The sequence below is a fragment of the Streptomyces sp. NPDC053076 genome (assembly GCF_044546845.1).
GTDB lineage: Bacteria > Actinomycetota > Actinomycetes > Streptomycetales > Streptomycetaceae > Streptomyces.
The window spans coordinates 227,357-245,131 of the sequence record NZ_JBITZL010000003.1; the positions used below are offsets into that span (position 1 = coordinate 227,357).

Here is a 17,775-nt window from a genome sequence, read left to right on the forward strand (position 1 = left end):
GCGGCCCGCCGGTCAGGCGGCGCGGTCCGCGAAGGGGCGGCCCGCTGCGAACGCCAGAGCCGCGAACCGTTCGCCGATCCGGCGGTGGCCGGCGGTGTCCGGGTGGAGGCCGTCCGGCAGCGGCAGTTCGGCGAAGTCGGCCTCGCCGTACAGCTCCCGGCCGTCGAGGTAGTGCAGAGCCGGGTCCTCGGCCGCCCGCTCGCGGACGAGCCGGGCCAGCTCCTCCCGGACCACCCCCAGGGTGAGCTTGCCGGCCGCCCGCTCGGCCGGATCCCCGGTGGCCCGGTAGCTCACGCGGCCCTCGCTCAGGGCGGCCAGGTCCATGGCGGTGGGGCCGGGCGTGTCCTCGTGCATCGGGCACAGCACCGGCGAGACGACGAGCAGCGGGGTGTCGGGACGGCCCTCGCGGATGGTGTCGAGGAAGCCGTGTACGGCGGGACCGAAGGCGCGCAGCCGCATCAGGTCGGTGTTGACCACGTTGATGCCGAGCTTGACGCTGATCAGGTCGGCGGGCGTGTCACGCAGCGCGCGGGCGGTGAACGGGTCCAGCAGCGCGCTGCCGCCCAGCCCGAGGTTGATCAGCTCCACTCCGCCCAGGGCCGCGGCGAGCGCCGGCCAGGTGGTGGTGGGGGTCGCCGCGTCGGAGCCGTGGCTGAGCGAACTGCCGTGGTGCAGCCAGACGGTGCGGCCCCGGGCCGGCACGGGCTCGACGGGGGCGTCGGCGCGCAGCGCCACGAGCTCGGTGGTCTCGTTGTGCGGCAGCCAGATCTGCACGTCCTTGACGGTGTCCGGCAGCCCGGTGAAACGCACCGTGCCGACCGGGCCGGGCCGGTGCTCGGCGGAGCCGGTGGCCAGGTCGATGGTGAGGGTGCTGCCCTCGCTGAGGGAGGCGCTGCCGGCCAGGCGTCCGTCGACGAGCAGGTCGTACACGCCGTCCGGGCGGGGCGGTGCGCCGAGGTAGACCCGCTTGGTCGGCAGGGTGTCCAGCTCGACAGTGGTGGCGCGGGTGCGGAGGACCAGTCGTACGCCGGAGGGCTGGGCCTCCACCAGGGCCAGCTGCGGGTCGGCGCACTGGGCGCGGGCTCGGGCGGGCAGCCGGTGGGGGAGCAGACCGTGCGCGGTGCGCTCCAGCTCGAGGGCACCGCGGATCAGATCGGCGGTGAGGGGGATGGTGTGCATCGTGTCCGTCTGCGCTTCCGGGAAAGTACGGGTCAGGGGTGGGCGGGCCAGTTGCGCAGCAGGGAGTCGAGGGCGTCCAGGATCCGCGTCCACGACTCCTGCGAGTCGGGGGCGCTGTGGCTGAAGCCGCCGGCCGACTCCAGGCTCAGATAGCCGTGGAAGACGCTGCCCAGGAGGCGGACCGCGTGGGTCTGCTCCGGCTCGGAGAGGTCGTAGCCGCGCAGGACCGCCCGGGTCAGGTGGGCGATCCGGACTCCCGCGCTGCCGGCGGCGGTTTCGGAGTCCAGTGGGTGGCGGGCCGCCGCGTAGCGGCCGGGGTGTGCGCGGGCGTAGTCCCGGTAGACGTTCGCGAAGGCGCCGAGGGCGTCCTTCCCGGACCGCCCGGCCAGCGCCTCGGCGGCCCGGTCGGCCAGCTCCTCCAGGGCGAGCAGCGCGATCCGTGTCTTCAGGTCCTGGGAGTTCCTCAGATGCGAGTACAGGCTCGCCACCTTGACGTCGAACCGCCGGGCCAGCGCGGAGGCCGTGACCTGGTCGAAGCCCACCTCGTCGGCCAGTTCCGCACCGGCGTGCACCAGGCGCTCGGTGGTCAGTCCCGCACGCACCATCGTCCATCTCCCATCTGCCTTAACTGATTATGGAACTTCCTAAAGGCTTTAGCCAAATGGGGGCATGAGCATGAGATCTGCCCGGCCACCCGCCGAGGAGACCGCGGCACCACCGTCGGCGGCGGACGGGACGGTCCGGTGCGGGCAGGCGACGGGTGGCCCGCGGCGGGGGCTTCTCCCGGGGCGCCGCGAGGTGCCCGCCATCGGACCGGCGCGGTCCCGTGGGTCCCCGCCCGGCGGAGCCGCTCAGCAGGGCCGAACACCCACTTATTTGTGGGTACTTGGCAGCGCCCGTCGGGTCGGGAGACGCTGTTTGACGAGGTCAGGGGCTGCCGAAGAACGGACGGGAGGTGGCGGCGGCAACGGGTCAGGACGCCGTTCCGTGCTCGCGGAGCCGGCCCAGACGCCGGTGGCCCCACGCGGCCAAGGGGTCCAACGCCATGGCCAGGTCGCGGCCGAAGCCGGTCAGTGAGTACACGGTCTTGGGCGGCAGCACGTCGTGCGCCTCCCGGTGCACCAGACCGTCCTCCGTCATCTCGCGCAGCGCCTGGGTCAGCACCTTCTCGCTCAGCCCGGGCAGCCGGCGGCGCAGTTCACCGGGCCGCTGCGGGCCGGACTCCAGCAGCCACAGCAACGACGTCTTCCACTTGCCGTCGATCACGGCGATCGCGGCGGTCACTCCGCAGACGTTCGGATCCTGGGCACGGCTGCGCGTCATCGTCGTCCTCTTCGGTTTCCCGGCGGCCCTCCGGCCGCTCTTCCTCGTCACACACCGATCACCTACGGGAGTCACAACATGTCCACGGAGCTGAATCTTCCTGCCGTCACCGTCCTCGGACTCGGCCCCATGGGCCGCTCACTGGCGGGCGCGTTCCTCGGGGCCGGCCTGCGGACCACGGTCTGGAACCGCACGCCCGGCAAGGACCGCGAGCTGACCGAGCAGGGGGCGGTCGGCGCCGCGACGGCCGAAGAGGCCGTCGCCGCCGCAGAGTTGGCCGTCGTCTGCGTGGTCGACCACGACGCCTGCGACGCGATCCTGCGCCGCGACGACGTCACCCGCGCGCTGAAGGGCCGTACCGTCGTGAACCTCACCGCCGACACCCCGCACCGCGCCCGGGACACCGCCCGGTGGGCGGCGGCCCACGAGATCGGTTACCTGGACGGGGCGATCATGACGCCGGCCCCCAGCATCGGCACATCGGAGGCCGTCTTCCTGCACAGCGGTCCGCGCGCCCTCTACGACAGGCACCGGCCGGTGCTGGAGCTGCTCGGTGGGACGCACACCCACCTGGGCGAGGAGATCGGGCGTGCCGCCACCTTCGACATCGCGCTGCTCGACCTCTTCTGGACCGCGATGGCGGGGTACGCGCACGCCGTGGCGATCGCCCGGGCGGAGGGAGTCACCGCCCGGGAACTGGCCCCCTTCGCCCAGGGCATCGGCGCGATCCTGCCGCCGCTGTTCGAGAGGTTCGCGGAGGACGCCGACAGCGGCACCTACTCCGGGGAGCTCAACCCCATCACCTCGGCCGTCTCCACCATGGCCCATGTCGTCGAGGTCTCCGAGTCCCACGGCATCGACGCGGGCGTGATGCGGGCCGTGGAGGGCATGGCACGCCGCGTCATCGGCCTCGGCCACGGCACGGACGGGTTCATCCGGGTGGCGGAGATGCTCGGCCGGCGCTGAGCTGACGCGGCGGTGCACCGGCCGGAACTGAGTCCACGTGGCGGTGCACCGGCCGGCATTGAGTCCACGCGCGGTGCCGCGGCCGGCGTTGAGTCCAGGCGCCGGTGCACGGCCGGGAATGAGTCCACGCGCCGGTGCGCCGGCCGGCGCTGAGCTGACGCGGCGGTGCGCCGGCCGGTACGTCGGCGAAGGGCCTGGTCGGGCGGCGGACGTGAGCGGCCGTACCCTGGCGGACCTGCGACTTGTGCCGCGGCGGAGGCCATGGAACGCTTCGGTCCGCCGGTCCCGGCCATGGCCGTCGCGGACGGCGGACGCCGGCCCCGCACGGGCCGCGGACCAGGCGACGGGCCGACGGTGGGGACGAACGGGGAGTGGACCGATGGAGCTTGAGCTGCGGCACCTGCGGGTGCTGTGCGCGCTCGCCGACGCCGGCAGCGTGGGCCGCGCGGCCGCGCAGCTGGGCTACTCGCAGCCCGCAGTGAGCACCCAGCTCCGGCGCATCGAGCGCCATCTGGGCGAGCCGCTCTTCGAACGCGGGCCGAGCGGGGTCCGGCCCACCCGGTACGGCGCCGAGGTCGTCGAACAGGCCCGGGACGTCCTCGCGCGGGCCGCCGCGATCGGGCACCGCCCGCCCGCCGACCATCCCCGCCGTACCCTGCGGGTGGCCGCGACCAACTCGCCCGTGCTGTCCGGCACCGTCTCCCGTGTCCGAGCCCGGCTGCCGGAACTGACGATCGCGGTCACCAGCGTCTACGCGTCCTCCCGGATCGTGGAGCTGCTGGAAGAGGGCACCGTGGACGCCGCCATCGCCGCCGACTACCCGGGCATGGAGCTACGGCACTCGACCGCCGTACGGCACCGGGGGATCGTCACCGAGCCCACGTTCGTCGCCCTTCCCGCCCGGCACCGGCTGCGGCAGAGCCCCCAGGTGCAGCTCTCCGAGCTCGCCGAGGACGCCTGGTTCGTGACCCCGGACGACGGTGCCGGCTGGCCGGGGGTGTTCTACGACGCCTGCGCGGCGGCCGGGTTCACGCCGGTCACCGTGCACGAGTGGCTCGGCGACCAGACGCAGTTGCAGAGCATGATCGCCGACGGGCTCGGGGTGTCACTCGTGCAGCCGACGCTGCGGCCGATCCCGCACGTCGTGGTCAAGCCGCTGGTGGGCTCGCCGCTGTGGTGCCGCTATGTACTGGCCTGGCGGCCGGACACCGTGACCGACGACATCGTGGAGACGGTGTTCCGGTCCGCCACGGACGCGTACCGCGATCTCGTCGCCCAGGCCCCGCACCTGCGCAGTTGGGCCTCGCGTACCTGGAGCGTCGCCGGGGCGTAGCAGCACCGGTGCCGTGTGCGCACGACAGGCGTGGGGGCGTGGCGGAACCGCTGCGCCGGGGAGTGACACGTGCTCCACGCGTGGTTCCCGCGGCCCGCGGCAGGTGATAGACACGGCGGGTCACAGTTCCTGTCCGCCAGCAGGAAGGTTGTCGCCGCATGTCTGCAACGCGCCGTCAGGTCCTGTCCCGGGCGAGTGCCCTGGGAGTGGGCATCGCCTTCACCGGGGCCCTGTCCGAGGTGTTCGCGGGCACCGCAGCCGCCCAGAACCTGGGGCACACCGGCTACGGTCCGCTCGTCCCCGATCCGAACGGCCTGCTCGACCTGCCGAAAGGTTTCCGCTACACCGTGCTCTCCCGTGAGGGCGACCAGCTCCGTTCGGGTGAGGGCCGTGTGCCCTCCCACCACGACGGCATGGCCGCCTTCGCCGGCAGAAGGGGGCGCACCCACCTCGTACGCAATCACGAGAACCGCGTCACCGCCAAGATCCCGGTCCCGACCGTCAGCGGTCTCACCTACGACCCGGCGGGCAAGGGCGGCTGTACGGCCCTGACCCTCGACGCGGACCACCGCGTGCTCTCCGAGCGGGTCGCCATCGCCGGTACGGCGGTCAACTGCGCGGGCGGCCGGACCCCCTGGGGTACCTGGCTGACCTGCGAGGAGACCGAGGACAGGGCGGGCACCAACGGCTACACCAAGGACCACGGCTTCATCTTCGAGGTCCACCCCACCGAACCCCGTCTCACCGGCGCGGTCCCGCTGACCGCGATGGGCCGCTTCCAGCACGAGGCGATCGCCATCGACTCGCGGGGCATCGTCTACGAGACCGAGGACGCCTTCGAGAAGCCGTTCGGCCTCTTCTACCGCTTCCTGCCCGACAGGCCGCTGGGCGGCGTCGGTTCGCTGCGCGCCGGCGGCCGGCTCCAGGCCATGCGGGTGCCCGGAGTGCCGGATCTGTCGACGATCCAGGAGACCGGCGCGCGCTTCGACGGCATCGAATGGGTGGATGTGCCCGACCCTCTGGCCACCTCCACCGCGACCCGGTTCCAGGACTACGGCCCCGGCGGCATCACCCACGCGCAGAAGCTGGAGGGCTGCTACCGGGGCGGCAGCTGCGTGTACTTCGTGTCGTCCTTCGCCCGCAGCGCGGACGGTTCGGCGGCCGACCACTACGGCCAGATCTGGCGCTACGACCCGGCGCGCCGCCGGCTGACCCTGGTCGTCGTGTTCGGCCCGGACACCGACGTGCAACTGCCCGGCGAATCCCCGGACAACATCTGCCTCGCCCCCGGCGGCGGCCTGATGGTGTGCGAGGACGGCAACGGCGCGCAGCACGTCTTCGGCCTGACCCGCCAAGGCCAGGTGTACGCGATGGCCCGGGGCCGGCAGAACATCGGGACGGCGACGAAGCCCGAGTGGGGCGAGTTCGCCGGGGTCACCTTCGCTCCCGACGGGGAGACGATGTTCGTCAACTGCTACACCCCGGGCACCACGTTCGCGGTGACCGGCCCGTGGCGCAGGTAGGCGGCGGGCAGCAGTGATCATGCCGGGGCGGCGGCGTGCGCCCCGGCATGAACGGTGACACCGCGGTGATGTTATGAGCGGTCAGCGCCATGTGCTATGTCACACGCCATTGTTGGGCGGGAGGCGCGCTGAGACAGTGCCTCACACGCCTCAACACCCCACAGAGGCGCATCCCTTCGTGGAGGAATTCCCGATGCGCTATCGCTTCGCGCTGCCCGGACGCGTGCCGAGGGGCACGGCAGGCCGGATCGCCGGTGCCGCCGCCGTCTGCGCCACCCTGGCCGGGCTGCTGTCCACGCCCGCGCTGGCGGCACCCCAGCCGCACCCCGGCACGGCCACCGCGCCCCGCGCGCACCTCCCCGTGCCGCCGCCGGCCGCGGCGCCCACCGCCACCACCGAGCGCCCCGCGACCCAGGCCGAGCGGCTCAGCCCGGCCCAACTCCCGCCACAGAGCCCGAGGTCCGGCCGGCCGGCCCCGGCCGCGGCGAAAGCGGCCTCCTGCACCCCGGCCGACTTCGGCAGCCGGTCCGGCTCCGCCCTCGTCTCCTACGTCAAGGCCGCGACCCCGGACTGCGTCAACACCCTCTTCTCGGTCACCGGCACCGACGCGCGTGACATCTTCCGGCAGGCGCAGATGCTGACCGTGGCCAACGCGTTCACCGGCACCGCCAGGCAGTACCACGGCGACAACTCCGGCAGCCTGCTGCAACTGGTCCTCTTCCTGCGCGCCGGCTACTACGTGCAGTTCAACCACCCCGAGGACGTGGGCCCTTACACCGCGCGCCTCACCACGGCCGTCACGAGCGGCATGGACGCCTTCTTCGCCCGCTCCCACTCCCGTGACGTCACGGCGGCCAACGGCGACATCCTCGGCGAGACGGTGATCCTCACCGACAGCGCCGACCAGCAGGGCCGGTACCTGTACGTCTACCGACGGCTGCTGAACGGCTACGACAGCTCGTACGACTCCGTGGACAGCATGATCAGGGCCGTCAACGACGTCTACACGCCGCTGTGGCGCGGCAACTGGAACCCGAAGTACGTGCAGGCGGTGGCGGCCGACCCGCGCGTCATCGACACCCTCTACGACTTCGCGCTGGCCAACACCGACCAGCTCGGTACCGACCTGGCGTTCCTGGACTCCAACGCCGGGATGAACGTGGCCCGTTACCTGGAACACCCCGAACTACGGGACGATGTCCAGCCGTTGACCAAGGACCTGCTGGACCGGAGTCACATCACCGGTCCGACGGCCGGGCTGTGGGTGGCGGTGGCCACGCAGGCCGCCTACTACGACAGCGCCGACTGCGCGTACTACGACGTCTGCGACCTGCCGGACAAGCTCGACAGGGCCGTGCTGCCCGTCACGCACCGCTGCGACGCCCACGTCACCGTCCGCGCCCAGGCGCTGACCGCCGCCGACCTCGACGCCGCCTGCACCAGCGTGCTCCGTCAGGACGCCTACTTCCGCTCGGTCGCCCGAGCCGACGGTGCGATACCCGGCCAGTACGCCTCCACCCTCCGGCTGGTGGTCTTCGCCGACCGCGCCGACTACCAGATGTACGCCGGCGCGATGTACGGCATCAGCACCGACAACGGCGGCATGACACTGGGCGGCGACCCGTCGGACCCGGCCAACCAGCCGATGTCGATCATGTACCAGAAGGACTACGACGACGGCTTCCCGGCCCGGATCTGGAACCTCAACCACGAGTACACGCACTTCCTGGACGGCCGCGACGACATGAAGGGCGACTTCGGCCGGCAGATCTCCGTCCCGGACGTGTGGTGGATCGAGGGCGTCGCCGAGTACGTGTCCTACAGCTACCGCGGCCTCGCCGACGACCAGGCGGCCCAGGAGGCCGGAAAGCACACGTACCGGCTCAGCACCCTGTTCGAGAGCACCTACGACAACAGCGACACGACTCGCGTCTACCCGTGGGGCTACCTCGCCGTGCGCTACATGGTCGAGCGGCACCCGGACGACGTCCAGCGCATGCTCGCCCGCTTCCGCACCGGTGACTACGCCGGCGGATACGCCGTCTACCACGACGGCATCGGCACCCGCTACGACGCCGACTTCGACCAGTGGCTCACGGCGTGCGCCGCGGGCGCCTGCGCCAGGCCGGCCGCGGCCTGACCGCACGCGCGCCCAGCGAGACGGCCGCCGACCGGAACCCGGTCGGCGGCCGTACGCGTACGCGGATCCGCGGGATCAGACCGCGGTCGCGGGGTACGTCGGGTACTCCACGCCCGACACGTGCTGGACGACCCGGACGACCTGGCAGGAGTAGCCGAACTCGTTGTCGTACCAGAGGTAGAGGATGGCGTTGTCGCCGTCGACCTTGAGCGCCCCGGCGTCCACGATCGAGGCGTGGCGCGAGCCGATGAAGTCGCTGGAGACCGCGTCGGGGGCGGTGGTGAAGTCGATCTGGCGCTTCAGCGGCGAGGTCAGCGAGACCTCGCGCAGGTAGTCGTGGACCTCCTCGCGGGTGGCCTCGCGGGCCAGCTGGAGGTTGAGGATGGCGATCGAGACGTCCGGCACCGGGACGCGGATCGAGCTGCCGCTGATCTTCGCCTTGAGGTCGGGCAGCGCCTTGGCGACGGCGGAGGCGGCACCGGTCTCGGTGATGACCATGTTGAGCGGGGCGGAGCGGCCCCGGCGCTCGGACTTGTGGTAGTTGTCCAGCAGGTTCTGGTCGTTGGTGAACGAGTGGACCGTCTCCACGTGGCCGCGCACCACGCCGTACTCGTCGTCCATCGCCTTCAGCGGCGGGACGATGGCGTTGGTGGTGCAGGAGGCGCAGGACAGGATCTGCTCGTCCGGCTTGATCGTGTCGTGGTTGACGCCGTGCACGATGTTCGGGACGTCACCCTTGCCCGGTGCGGTCAGCACGACCTTCGCGATGCCGGGGCGCAGGTGGTTCGACAGCCCCTCGCGGTCGCGCCACTTGCCGGTGTTGTCGATGAGGATGGCGTCGCGGATGCCGTACTCGGTGTAGTCCACGTGCGACGGGTCGTCGGCGTAGATCACCTTGATCTCGTTGCCGTTGGCGACGATCGTGCTGCTGTCCTCGTCCACGGTGATCGTGCCCTGGAACTGGCCGTGGATGGAGTCGCGGCGCAGCAGCGAGGCGCGCTTGACGAGGTCCTCGGCGGCCCGGCCGCCGCCGCCGCGGACGACGATGGCACGCAGCCTGAGGCCGTTGCCGGAGCCGGCCTTCTCGATCAGCAGACGGGCCACGAGGCGGCCGATGCGGCCGAAGCCGTACAGGACGACGTCGCGCGGCTCACGGCGGTCGATCTTGTTGGCCCCGGTGGCGCCGGCGACCGCCTCGGCGGTGAACTCCGCCACGCTCAGGCCGCGGTCGTCGGCCTTGTACTGGGTGGCCAGCATGCCGAGGTCGATCTGGGACGGCCCGAGGTCGAGCGCGGTCAGGGCCTCGAGGAACGGCATGGTCTCGGTGACCGACAACTCGGCGCCGGCGATCTGCCGGGCGAAGCGGTGCGTCTTCAGGATGCTGACCACCGACTTGTTCACCAGCGAGCGGCTGTGCAGCAGAACGGTCACGTCCCGCTCGCGGTGCAGCTTTCCGATGAGCGGGATCATCGACTCCGCGATCTCCTCGCGGGTCTTCCAGTTGGTGAACGAGTCGTCGTTGACAGTCACAGATCCATCTTTCGAGCTAGGCAGCGCTCATATGGTAACCGCACCGGTCGGGCGGCCCGGCGGCCCCCTCCCGCGGGCACTTCCGGCCGATGCGGCACCGGGATGCGCAGGTCCAGCGATGCGGCACGGGCATGGGAGGTCCAGCGATGCGGTACCGGGATGCCGAGGCCCGCCAGGCGGCCGGGCAGCGAGGCCGGTGCGTCCGGGCCGGACGACGACCGTGACGATGGTCCCGGGCGGACGGACCCGCCGACCGCCGGAAGTGGAACCGGATCCGGCCGCGATGGCATGATCGGACGGAGTCCGACGGGGGAGAGGCTGCCGATGAGGCTGCACACGTACGAGTGGGGTACCGGCGACCGGATCGCCGTCCTCGTGCACGGGATCATGTCCGACCACCGCACCTGGCACCGGGTCGCTCCCGTCCTGGCGGACAAGGGATACCGGGTCATCGGCGTGGACCTGCGCGGGCACGGCGCGAGCGGCCGGGGCGAGTACACCCCCGAGACCTGGGCGGGCGACCTCGTCGAGACCCTCCCGGAACGCCCGGAGCTGGCGATCGGCCACTCACTCGGGGCGATGGCACTGGCCGGTGCCGTCGAACGGCTGGCGCCCGCCCGGGCGGTCTACTGCGACCCGGCCTGGGACATGCGCGAGAAACTGGTCGAGGTCTCCGCGTACTTCACCGTCTTCAAGACCGCACACCGGGCGATGATCAGCAGCCTCAATCCGCGCTGGGACGATGACGACCTGGACGTCGAGCTGGCCACACTCGCCGCCTGGGACCCCGCCACGGCCCGCGTCCTCCCGGGCATCTACGCGGTCAGCCGGACACCGGCGCGCCCGGTGGTGCCCTCGCTGGTGGTGCTGGCCGGCGCGGGTGAACTCGTACGGCCCGGCCTCGGCGAGGAGTTGGTGCGGCGGGGCTTCGAGGTCCGTACGGTCGAAGGGGCCGGGCACAGCCTGTACCGGGACGACTTCGACGGCTTCATGGGCGCGCTGGACGGCTGGATCTGAGGGGGCCTCACGCCCCCGGCGTCGTGGTGGACGGTCAGCGCGGGTTGAAGACCGCACTGGCGAAGCGGGCGAGCGGAGACAGGGGGCGGCGGGCACGGCGAGCGGAGACAGGGGGAGGCGGGCGAAGGCCGCGTCCGTAATCTGCCACCCCCGACCCGCCCGGCCCCGGAGCCGGCACGGGCCATGTCCACCGTCCGGGGGAAGGCGGCGGAGGCGCGGGCTGACCTGCCCCGCCACCGTCCGCTGTGCGAAGCCCGGGAATCGGGGTAGACGAGGGGACGCCCGAGGAAGGAAAGGACCGTCTCATGACGACCTACGTGATCAGTGTCCCCGGCACCTTCACCGCCGGGGCCGAGGCCGGCACCCGGAGCCGGCTGGCCCGTGCGCTGCGGCCCGCCGATCCGCACGGCACCCGGTTGGGCGACGCCGAGGACCTGGACGTGCTCAGCGTCAACGAGGACAACACCTTCACGCTTCGCCTGACCGTCGACGCGGACACCGGTCCGCACGCCGAGGAGGAGGCCCGCCGGCTCGCGGGCTCCGCGCTCCGGGACGCGGGGCTGGACGAACGGAGCGCACCGCTCGGGCCCGCGGTGATCACCGGCATCGACTCGGAGATCCGCTGACCGACGGGCGGGATCACCTTGAACAGGTAAAATCTAGGCGTTTGCCGAACATTCAGGCAGCGGCCCTCCGAAGGCCACCGCCCTGCCGGAAGTGATCGATGCCCCGCAAGCGGCCCACGGAAGAAGGCGACGCGCTGCTGGCCCGTCTCGGTTCGCTCACCGCCCAGGCGCGCCGGCGCGCGGAGCTTCAGCGCACCCAGGTCGAGCTGGCCATCGCCCTCCAACGAGGCATGCTCCCCCGGGATCTGCCCAGCGCGCCCGGCCTGCGTCTGGCGGTGCGGTACGCGCCCGCCAACCTCGGTCTCAACGTGGGCGGCGACTGGTACGACGCGTTCACCCTGCCGGACGGCCGGATCGGGCTGGCCATCGGTGACGTACAGGGGCACAACATCGAGGCAGCGGCCTTCATGGGCCAGGTCCGGGCCGGGCTGCGGGCCCTCGCCTCCGTCACCGGCGATCCGGGCGGGCTACTCGCCCGCACCAACCACCTGCTGCTCTCGCTGGGCAGCGAGCTGTTCGCCACCTGCACCTTCATGCGGCTCGACCCGGCCACCGGAGTGCTGGAGAGCGCCCGGGCCGGCCACATCCCCTTCGTGTGGGCCACGGCGGACGGAAAGTCCGGCGTCGTCGACGACGAGGGAGGGCCACCGCTCGGCATCGAGCCGGGCGCCGCATTCCCGGTGACCCGGCACCGGCTCACCCCCGGCGGGGTGTTCGTCCTGCTCACCGACGGGGTGGTGGAGGGGCCGTCGCTGAACATCGAGGACGGCCTCGACCAGGTGGTGCGGCTCGCGGGCATCGCCGCCGTCGCCGGGCTGGCGATCCACTCGCTCGCGGCGGCCGTGATCAAGGGCGCGGAGAGCGTCGGACACGACGACGACGCCGCCGTCCTGGTCGTGGGCCTCGACGGAACGTGCACCCCGCCCTGAACCGCCCTCGCCCGTGAACCGCGCTCGCCCTGGCGTCGTCCCGCGCCGGACCGTTCGGAGCCCGCCGGGCACGACGGGCCCCGGCCGACGCGGTCGGCGGTTCAGCCATAGGGCCGGACGGGAGCGCGGCTCGCCTCGCCGACCGGCGGCCACCGGTGTGAGATGGCTCCTGTGGTGGGTAACGAGGAGCTGCGCCGGCCGGGCGGCTACGTCGTCCAGGTACTGGCCGTCGCCGCCTGCTACTACGCGGTCGCCCGGCTCGGCCTCATACGCGAGCTGACCGTCGAGGGAGCCGTCGTCACCCCCCTCTGGCCGGCGAGCGGCGTCGCCCTCGCCGCCCTGCTGATCCTCGGACTGCGCTACTGGCCCGGCATCGCGCTGGGCGCCTTCTTCTCCGTCCTTTCCCTCACCACGCCCGACATCTGGGTGCTCTGCGTTCTCTTCGGCAACACCGCCGCACCCCTGTGCGCGGTGCTCCTGCTGCGCCGGGCCGGCTTCCGCACCGACCTCGGCCGGCTGCGCGACGGCCTCGCGCTGGTGTTTCTGGCCGCGCTGACCGCCACGCTGGTCAGTGCGACCGTCGGCGTCGGCGTCCTCGTCCTCAAGGGCAGCCTGGCCGCCCACAGCTTCTGGCCCGTCTGGCTCGCCTGGTGGGTGGGTGACGCGATGGGGGTCCTGATCATCACCCCGTTGTTGCTGATGCTGCACCAGGCGCGTCGGCCGCTGCCCCTGCGCCGTTGGAAGGAGGCGACCGCGCTGGTCGTCGTCTCCTGCCTCCTCGTACCGCCGGCCGTCTACAGCTCGTACAGCATGCTCTTCCTCGTCTACCCGCTCATCATCTGGGCGGCCCTGCGCTTCCAGCTGGTGGGCAGCGTGCTGTGCGCGCTGTTCACCTCCGTGCTGGCCACCGTCGCCGCCACGGACGGTGTCGGGGCGTTCGCGGACCTGACCCGTATCCAGATCATGGTGAAGCTTCAGGCGTTCAACGGTTCCATGGCCCTGACCGCGCTGCTGCTGTCCGCAGTGATCACCGAACAGCGCAACACCCGGCGCTCGGTGGAGAAGGCGTGCCAGGAGCTGGTGGAGGTGCTGGAACACCTCACCGCCGGCGAGGCCCCGCCGCCCCGGCCGCACGCGGAAGCCGGCGACGACACCGAGGACCGGCCCTGGCCGACCGGCGCCCCGTGAACCGACCGAGGGGGCCCGACCGAGGGGGCGAGAGCGAGGGGGGGACCGATCGAGGGGGCCCGATCGAGGGGGCGGCTCCACGTCGGGCGTCGTGACCGGCTTCCCGCGTCGCCGCCAGCGGTCCCCTCGTCGGTCCGACCGGCGGTTCGACCGGAGGTGCTGTCAGCGGTCCGACCGGCGGTTCGACCGCCGGTCCTCCTGGTCGTCCGACCGGCGGCCTACCGCAGGCCCGATCGGCGGTTCGACCGGTGGTCGGATCAGCCGGTCAGCGGTCCGGGCGACGGTCCGATCGGGTCTCGGTGTCAGCGTCGTCGTTCAGGCCGCGGCAGCCCCCGAGGAGCCCCGGCGGGGTGTCCGCGACAGCCGCGGCCTCACTGATCCGGTTCCTGGCCCGGCCCCCCGTCCGGCGCTCCGGGTACGCGCGGCCGAACGGATCGGCGGTGGCACGCTCGCTCTCCGCCTCGCGCTGTGGGGGCGCGCCGCGCCCGGCCCCCGTCGGGTTCTCGTCCTGTCGGTCGCGGTCGTGATCGCTCATGCGGCGCCGGGTACCCGGGCGGTGGCCGCGGCAACGCGCGCCCCGGCGTGTCGGACGGCGCGCCGGGGGCACTGGGAGACGATGGACGGACCCGCACGGGCACGGGGCCGGACCGGAGGGACGGGGCGCCATGGAGCAGCGGCCGGTACCAGGACGGACAGCCGAGGAGACGACGGGGAGCCCGGCGGTGCCCGGGAACCCGCCCCCGCAGCGGGACATGACCGACGCGCGCCGCCGCATCCCACGCACCGACGCGCTGCTGCGCGACCCCCGGCTGTCCGCCGCCGTGGACCGGCTCGGCGTGCACCGGGTGAAGGCCGCCGTACGGCAGGCGCAGGAGCGGGCCCGCGCGGGCGGCATCGCGCCGGAACAGGTCACGCAGACGGCCCTGAACCTCCTGCCCGGCACCGCCAGCGGTCTGCGCCCGGTGATCAACGCCACCGGGGTACTGCTGCACACCAACCTCGGCCGGGCCCCGCTGTCCGCCGCCGCTCGGCAGGCGGTCCAGGAAGCGGCCGGCCCCACGGACGTCGAACTCGACCTGACGGCCGGCGTACGGGCACGCAGGGGACGTTCCGCGCTCGCCGCGCTGCGCGATCGGGTGCCGGCCGCCGGCGCCGCGCACGTCGTGAACAACGGCGCCGCCGCGCTCGTCCTGGCCGCCACCGCTCTCGCGGCCGGCAAGGAGATCGTCGTCAGCCGGGGCGAGATGGTGGAGATCGGCGACGGCTTCCGCCTGCCCGACCTGCTCGTCTCGACCGGCGCCCGGCTCCGCGAGGTGGGTACGACCAACCGGACGACCGCCGCCGACTACGCGGCCGTGATCGGGCCGGACACCGGGTTCGTGCTGAAGGTCCACCCGTCCAACTTCCGGATCACCGGTTTCACCCGGTCCGCCGAGGTCGCTGACCTCACCGGCCTCGGTGCCCCGGTCGTCGTCGACATCGGCTCCGGTCTGCTCGCCCCGCATCCGGCCCTGCCCGGGGAACCCGATGCCGACACCCAGCTGCGCGCCGGTGCCGCGCTCGTCACCGCGAGCGGCGACAAACTGCTCGGCGGACCCCAGTGCGGACTCCTGCTGGGCCAGGAGGAGCTGGTGCGCGCCCTGGCCCGGCACCCGCTGGCCCGCGCCCTGCGCGTCGACAAGCTGACCCTGGCCGCGCTGGAGGCCACGCTCACCGGGCCGCCCACCCCGACCGCCCTCGCCCTCACCGCGGATCCGAACCGGCTCAGGTCCCGCGCCGACCGGCTCGCCGCCGCTCTGGCCGCCGACGGGATCGACGTACGGGCCGTCGAGAGCGCCGCCACGGTCGGCGGCGGGGGAGCGCCCGGGGTCACCCTGCCCAGCGCGGCCCTGTCCCTGCCCGAGCCGTACGCCGCCGCCCTGCGCACCGGCCGCATCCCGGTCGTCGGCCGCCTGGAGACGGGCCGCTGCCTGCTGGACCTGAGGTCGGTGCCGCCGGAGGACGACGACCGGCTGGCGGAAGCCGTGCGCACGGCCCCGGCGGATGACCACGGCGGGTCGCCGGAGGGTGGCGAGCGGTCCGCGCGTGGCATGGCCCCGGCGGATGACCACGGCGGGTCGCCGGAGGGTGGCGAGCGGTCCGCGCGTGGCACGGCCCCGGCGGATGACCACGGCGGGTCGCCGGAGGGTGGCGAGCAGTTGCCAGGGGCAGGGGCAGAGGCGGTGGCGGTGGCGGTGCCGGTGTCGGTGGAGGGTGCGGGTGAGCGGTCCGCGCGGTGCGCGTCGGTGGACCGGGCCCCCGCGGAACGGCGGGCGTGATGCGCGTTCTCGCCACCGCCGGGCATGTCGACCACGGGAAGTCCGCCCTGGTGCGCGCCCTCACCGGCATGGAGCCCGACCGGCACGAGGAGGAGCGCCGCCGGGGCCTCACCCTGGACCTGGGCTTCGTGTGGACGAGCCTCGCCGGGGACCGGCTCGCCTTCGTGGACGTACCCGGGCACGAGCGGTTCGTCGCCACCATGCTGGCCGGCGTCGGGCCCGTCCCGGCCGTCCTGTTCGTGGTCGCCGCCGACCAGGGCTGGCAGCCCCAGTCGCAGGAGCACCTCGCCATCCTCGACGCGCTCGGCGTCCGGCACGCCGTCCTCGCGGTGACCCGCAGCGACCTCGCCGACCCGGAACCGGTACGCGCCGACGCCGTGGAGCGGCTGGCCGCCACCTCCCTCGGCACGGTCGCGTCGGTCGCCGTCAGCGCGGTCACCGGTGCGGGACTGGACGAACTGCGCGCCGCACTGGCCGGGTTGGCAGCCCGACTGCCCGCTCCCGACACCGAGGCCGACACCCGCCTGTGGCTCGACCGGGCCTTCACCGTCCGCGGCCACGGCACCGTGGTGACGGGCACCCTCGGCGCCGGCACGCTGCGCGTCGGCGACCGGCTGGTCACCGCGGACGGCCCGGCGGCGCTGCGGGTGCGCGGCCTGCAGAGCCTGCACGAGGAGCGGACCGCCGTCGGCGCGGTGGCCCGCGTCGCCGTCAACGTGCACGGACACGGACACGGCACCCTGCGCCGCGGGCAGGTGCTGCTGACCCCGGGCCGCTGGCTGTGCACCGAGGTGGCCGACGTACGGATCACCGGGGAGCCCGTGGCCGACCTGCCCCGGTGCGTCACCCTGCACATCGGAACGGCCGCCGTCCCGGTGACGGTCCGCCCGCTCGGCGAGGACACCGCCCGGCTGACCCTGCGCCGCGGGCTGCCGCTGCGGGTCGGCGACCGTGCGGTGCTCCGCGAGCCCGGCGGCGGCCGCACACCCTGCTCAGTCACCGTCCTGGACGTACGGCCGCCCCGGCTGACCCGGCGAGGTGCGGGCCGCACCCGGGCGGCCGAGCTGGACGCCATGAACGGCCGCCCCGACGGCCTCGCCGAACTGCGCCGACGCAAACTCGTCCGCCGCGCCGAGCTGCGGGCGATGGGCATCCCGGCGCCCGGGGACCCCGTCGCGGGGGACTGGCTGGCGGACACGGCGCACTGGAGCGATCTCAAGGACCGGCTCGCCGCCCAGGTCGCCGAACACGCCCGCGCCCACCCGCTCGAGCCCGGCCTGCCCACCGAGGCGGCCCGCCGGCTGCTCGGCCTGCCCGACCGCGCCCTGGTCGACGCGCTCGCAGCGGCACAGCCCCGGCTCCACGCCCGACAGGGGCGCCTGTACCCGGCGGCCGGACCCCGGCCGGCCCTGCCCGCACCCGTCGGCGCGGCCGTGGACGCTCTGCGCCGGGACCTCGCCCGCACCCCGTTCCGGGCCCCCGAGGCCGGGCGGCTCGCCGAACTGGGGCTCGACCGCAAGGCACTGGCCGCCGCGGCAGCCACCGGGGCCCTGCTGCGCATCGCCGACGGGATCGTGCTGCTGCCCGGCGCGGACACGGAGGCCGCCGCCGTCCTGCGCACCCTGCCCCAGCCGTTCACGCTCAGCGAGGCCCGGCACGCGCTGGACACCACCCGCCGGGTGGCCGTACCGCTGCTGGAGTTC

The 17,775-nt window shown here is 73.4% G+C and carries 13 protein-coding genes and 2 pseudogenes; 10 read left to right on the top strand and 5 right to left on the bottom strand.

All coding sequences use genetic code 11. The features are described 5' to 3' along the window. Positions 1 to 12: 12 nt before the first annotated feature. From ACIGYR_RS14600 to ACIGYR_RS14610, 3 genes are all read right to left on the bottom strand, one after another. Positions 13 to 1,179 (bottom strand): GDSL-type esterase/lipase family protein, encoded by a 1,167-nt coding sequence (locus ACIGYR_RS14600; RefSeq protein ID WP_399599073.1) that lies wholly within the window; start codon positions 1,177 to 1,179, stop codon positions 13 to 15. A gap of 32 nt (positions 1,180 to 1,211) precedes the next feature. Then, positions 1,212 to 1,784 (bottom strand): TetR/AcrR family transcriptional regulator, encoded by a 573-nt coding sequence (locus ACIGYR_RS14605; RefSeq protein WP_391843022.1) that lies wholly within the window; start codon positions 1,782 to 1,784, stop codon positions 1,212 to 1,214. A gap of 367 nt (positions 1,785 to 2,151) precedes the next feature. After that, positions 2,152 to 2,502 (bottom strand): winged helix-turn-helix transcriptional regulator, encoded by a 351-nt coding sequence (locus tag ACIGYR_RS14610; protein ID WP_399599075.1) that lies wholly within the window; start codon positions 2,500 to 2,502, stop codon positions 2,152 to 2,154. Between the two features lie 78 nt (positions 2,503 to 2,580). Between ACIGYR_RS14610 and ACIGYR_RS14615 the strand changes: the two genes are divergently transcribed. From ACIGYR_RS14615 to ACIGYR_RS14630, 4 genes are all read left to right on the top strand, one after another. Continuing rightward, complete coding sequence (locus tag ACIGYR_RS14615) at positions 2,581 to 3,468, top strand: NAD(P)-dependent oxidoreductase (RefSeq protein ID WP_399599077.1); 888 nt, start codon at positions 2,581 to 2,583, stop codon at positions 3,466 to 3,468. Positions 3,469 to 3,847: 379 nt separating this feature from the next. Beyond that, positions 3,848 to 4,801 carry a LysR family transcriptional regulator gene (locus ACIGYR_RS14620; protein WP_399599080.1) on the top strand — a complete coding sequence of 318 codons (954 nt, stop codon included), beginning with the start codon at positions 3,848 to 3,850 and terminating at the stop codon, positions 4,799 to 4,801. 158 nt (positions 4,802 to 4,959) lie between these two features. Beyond that, on the top strand, positions 4,960 to 6,324 hold the full coding sequence (locus tag ACIGYR_RS14625) for an alkaline phosphatase PhoX (protein WP_399599082.1): 1,365 nt from the start codon (positions 4,960 to 4,962) through the stop codon (positions 6,322 to 6,324). A gap of 193 nt (positions 6,325 to 6,517) precedes the next feature. After that, entirely contained in the window at positions 6,518 to 8,464 is a 1,947-nt protein-coding gene (locus ACIGYR_RS14630) for a collagenase (protein WP_399599085.1), read from the top strand. 75 nt (positions 8,465 to 8,539) lie between these two features. On the opposite strand, the gene ACIGYR_RS14635 is transcribed toward ACIGYR_RS14630, so the two are convergent. Then, entirely contained in the window at positions 8,540 to 9,994 is a 1,455-nt protein-coding gene (locus ACIGYR_RS14635) for a glyceraldehyde-3-phosphate dehydrogenase (RefSeq protein ID WP_399599088.1), read from the bottom strand. 324 nt (positions 9,995 to 10,318) lie between these two features. On the opposite strand from ACIGYR_RS14635, the gene ACIGYR_RS14640 reads away from it, so the two are divergent. The 4 genes from ACIGYR_RS14640 to ACIGYR_RS14655 all read left to right on the top strand — a co-directional run bounded on the left by ACIGYR_RS14640 (position 10,319) and on the right by ACIGYR_RS14655 (position 13,754). Then, positions 10,319 to 11,011, top strand: coding sequence for an alpha/beta fold hydrolase (locus ACIGYR_RS14640; RefSeq protein ID WP_399599091.1), 693 nt, complete (start codon positions 10,319 to 10,321; stop codon positions 11,009 to 11,011). 305 nt (positions 11,012 to 11,316) lie between these two features. Beyond that, entirely contained in the window at positions 11,317 to 11,637 is a 321-nt protein-coding gene (locus tag ACIGYR_RS14645) for a hypothetical protein (protein ID WP_399599093.1), read from the top strand. 98 nt (positions 11,638 to 11,735) lie between these two features. Next, positions 11,736 to 12,566 (top strand): PP2C family protein-serine/threonine phosphatase, encoded by an 831-nt coding sequence (locus tag ACIGYR_RS14650; RefSeq protein WP_399599096.1) that lies wholly within the window; start codon positions 11,736 to 11,738, stop codon positions 12,564 to 12,566. A gap of 171 nt (positions 12,567 to 12,737) precedes the next feature. Next, entirely contained in the window at positions 12,738 to 13,754 is a 1,017-nt protein-coding gene (locus tag ACIGYR_RS14655; RefSeq protein ID WP_399600209.1) for an MASE1 domain-containing protein, read from the top strand. Positions 13,755 to 14,019: 265 nt separating this feature from the next. Here the strand turns inward: ACIGYR_RS14655 and ACIGYR_RS14660 are convergent, their stop codons facing one another. Continuing rightward, the gene (locus ACIGYR_RS14660; protein WP_399599099.1) at positions 14,020 to 14,289 is read right to left on the bottom strand and encodes a hypothetical protein; all 270 of its coding nucleotides are present in this window, start codon (positions 14,287 to 14,289) and stop codon (positions 14,020 to 14,022) included. Between the two features lie 217 nt (positions 14,290 to 14,506). On the opposite strand from ACIGYR_RS14660, the pseudogene selA reads away from it, so the two are divergent. Next, positions 14,507 to 15,790, top strand: a pseudogene (gene selA, locus ACIGYR_RS14665) (L-seryl-tRNA(Sec) selenium transferase); the annotation flags it as partial. 281 nt (positions 15,791 to 16,071) lie between these two features. Continuing rightward, a pseudogene (locus tag ACIGYR_RS14670) lies at positions 16,072 to 17,760 on the top strand (GTP-binding protein); the annotation flags it as partial. Between the last annotated feature and the right edge of the window lie 15 nt (positions 17,761 to 17,775).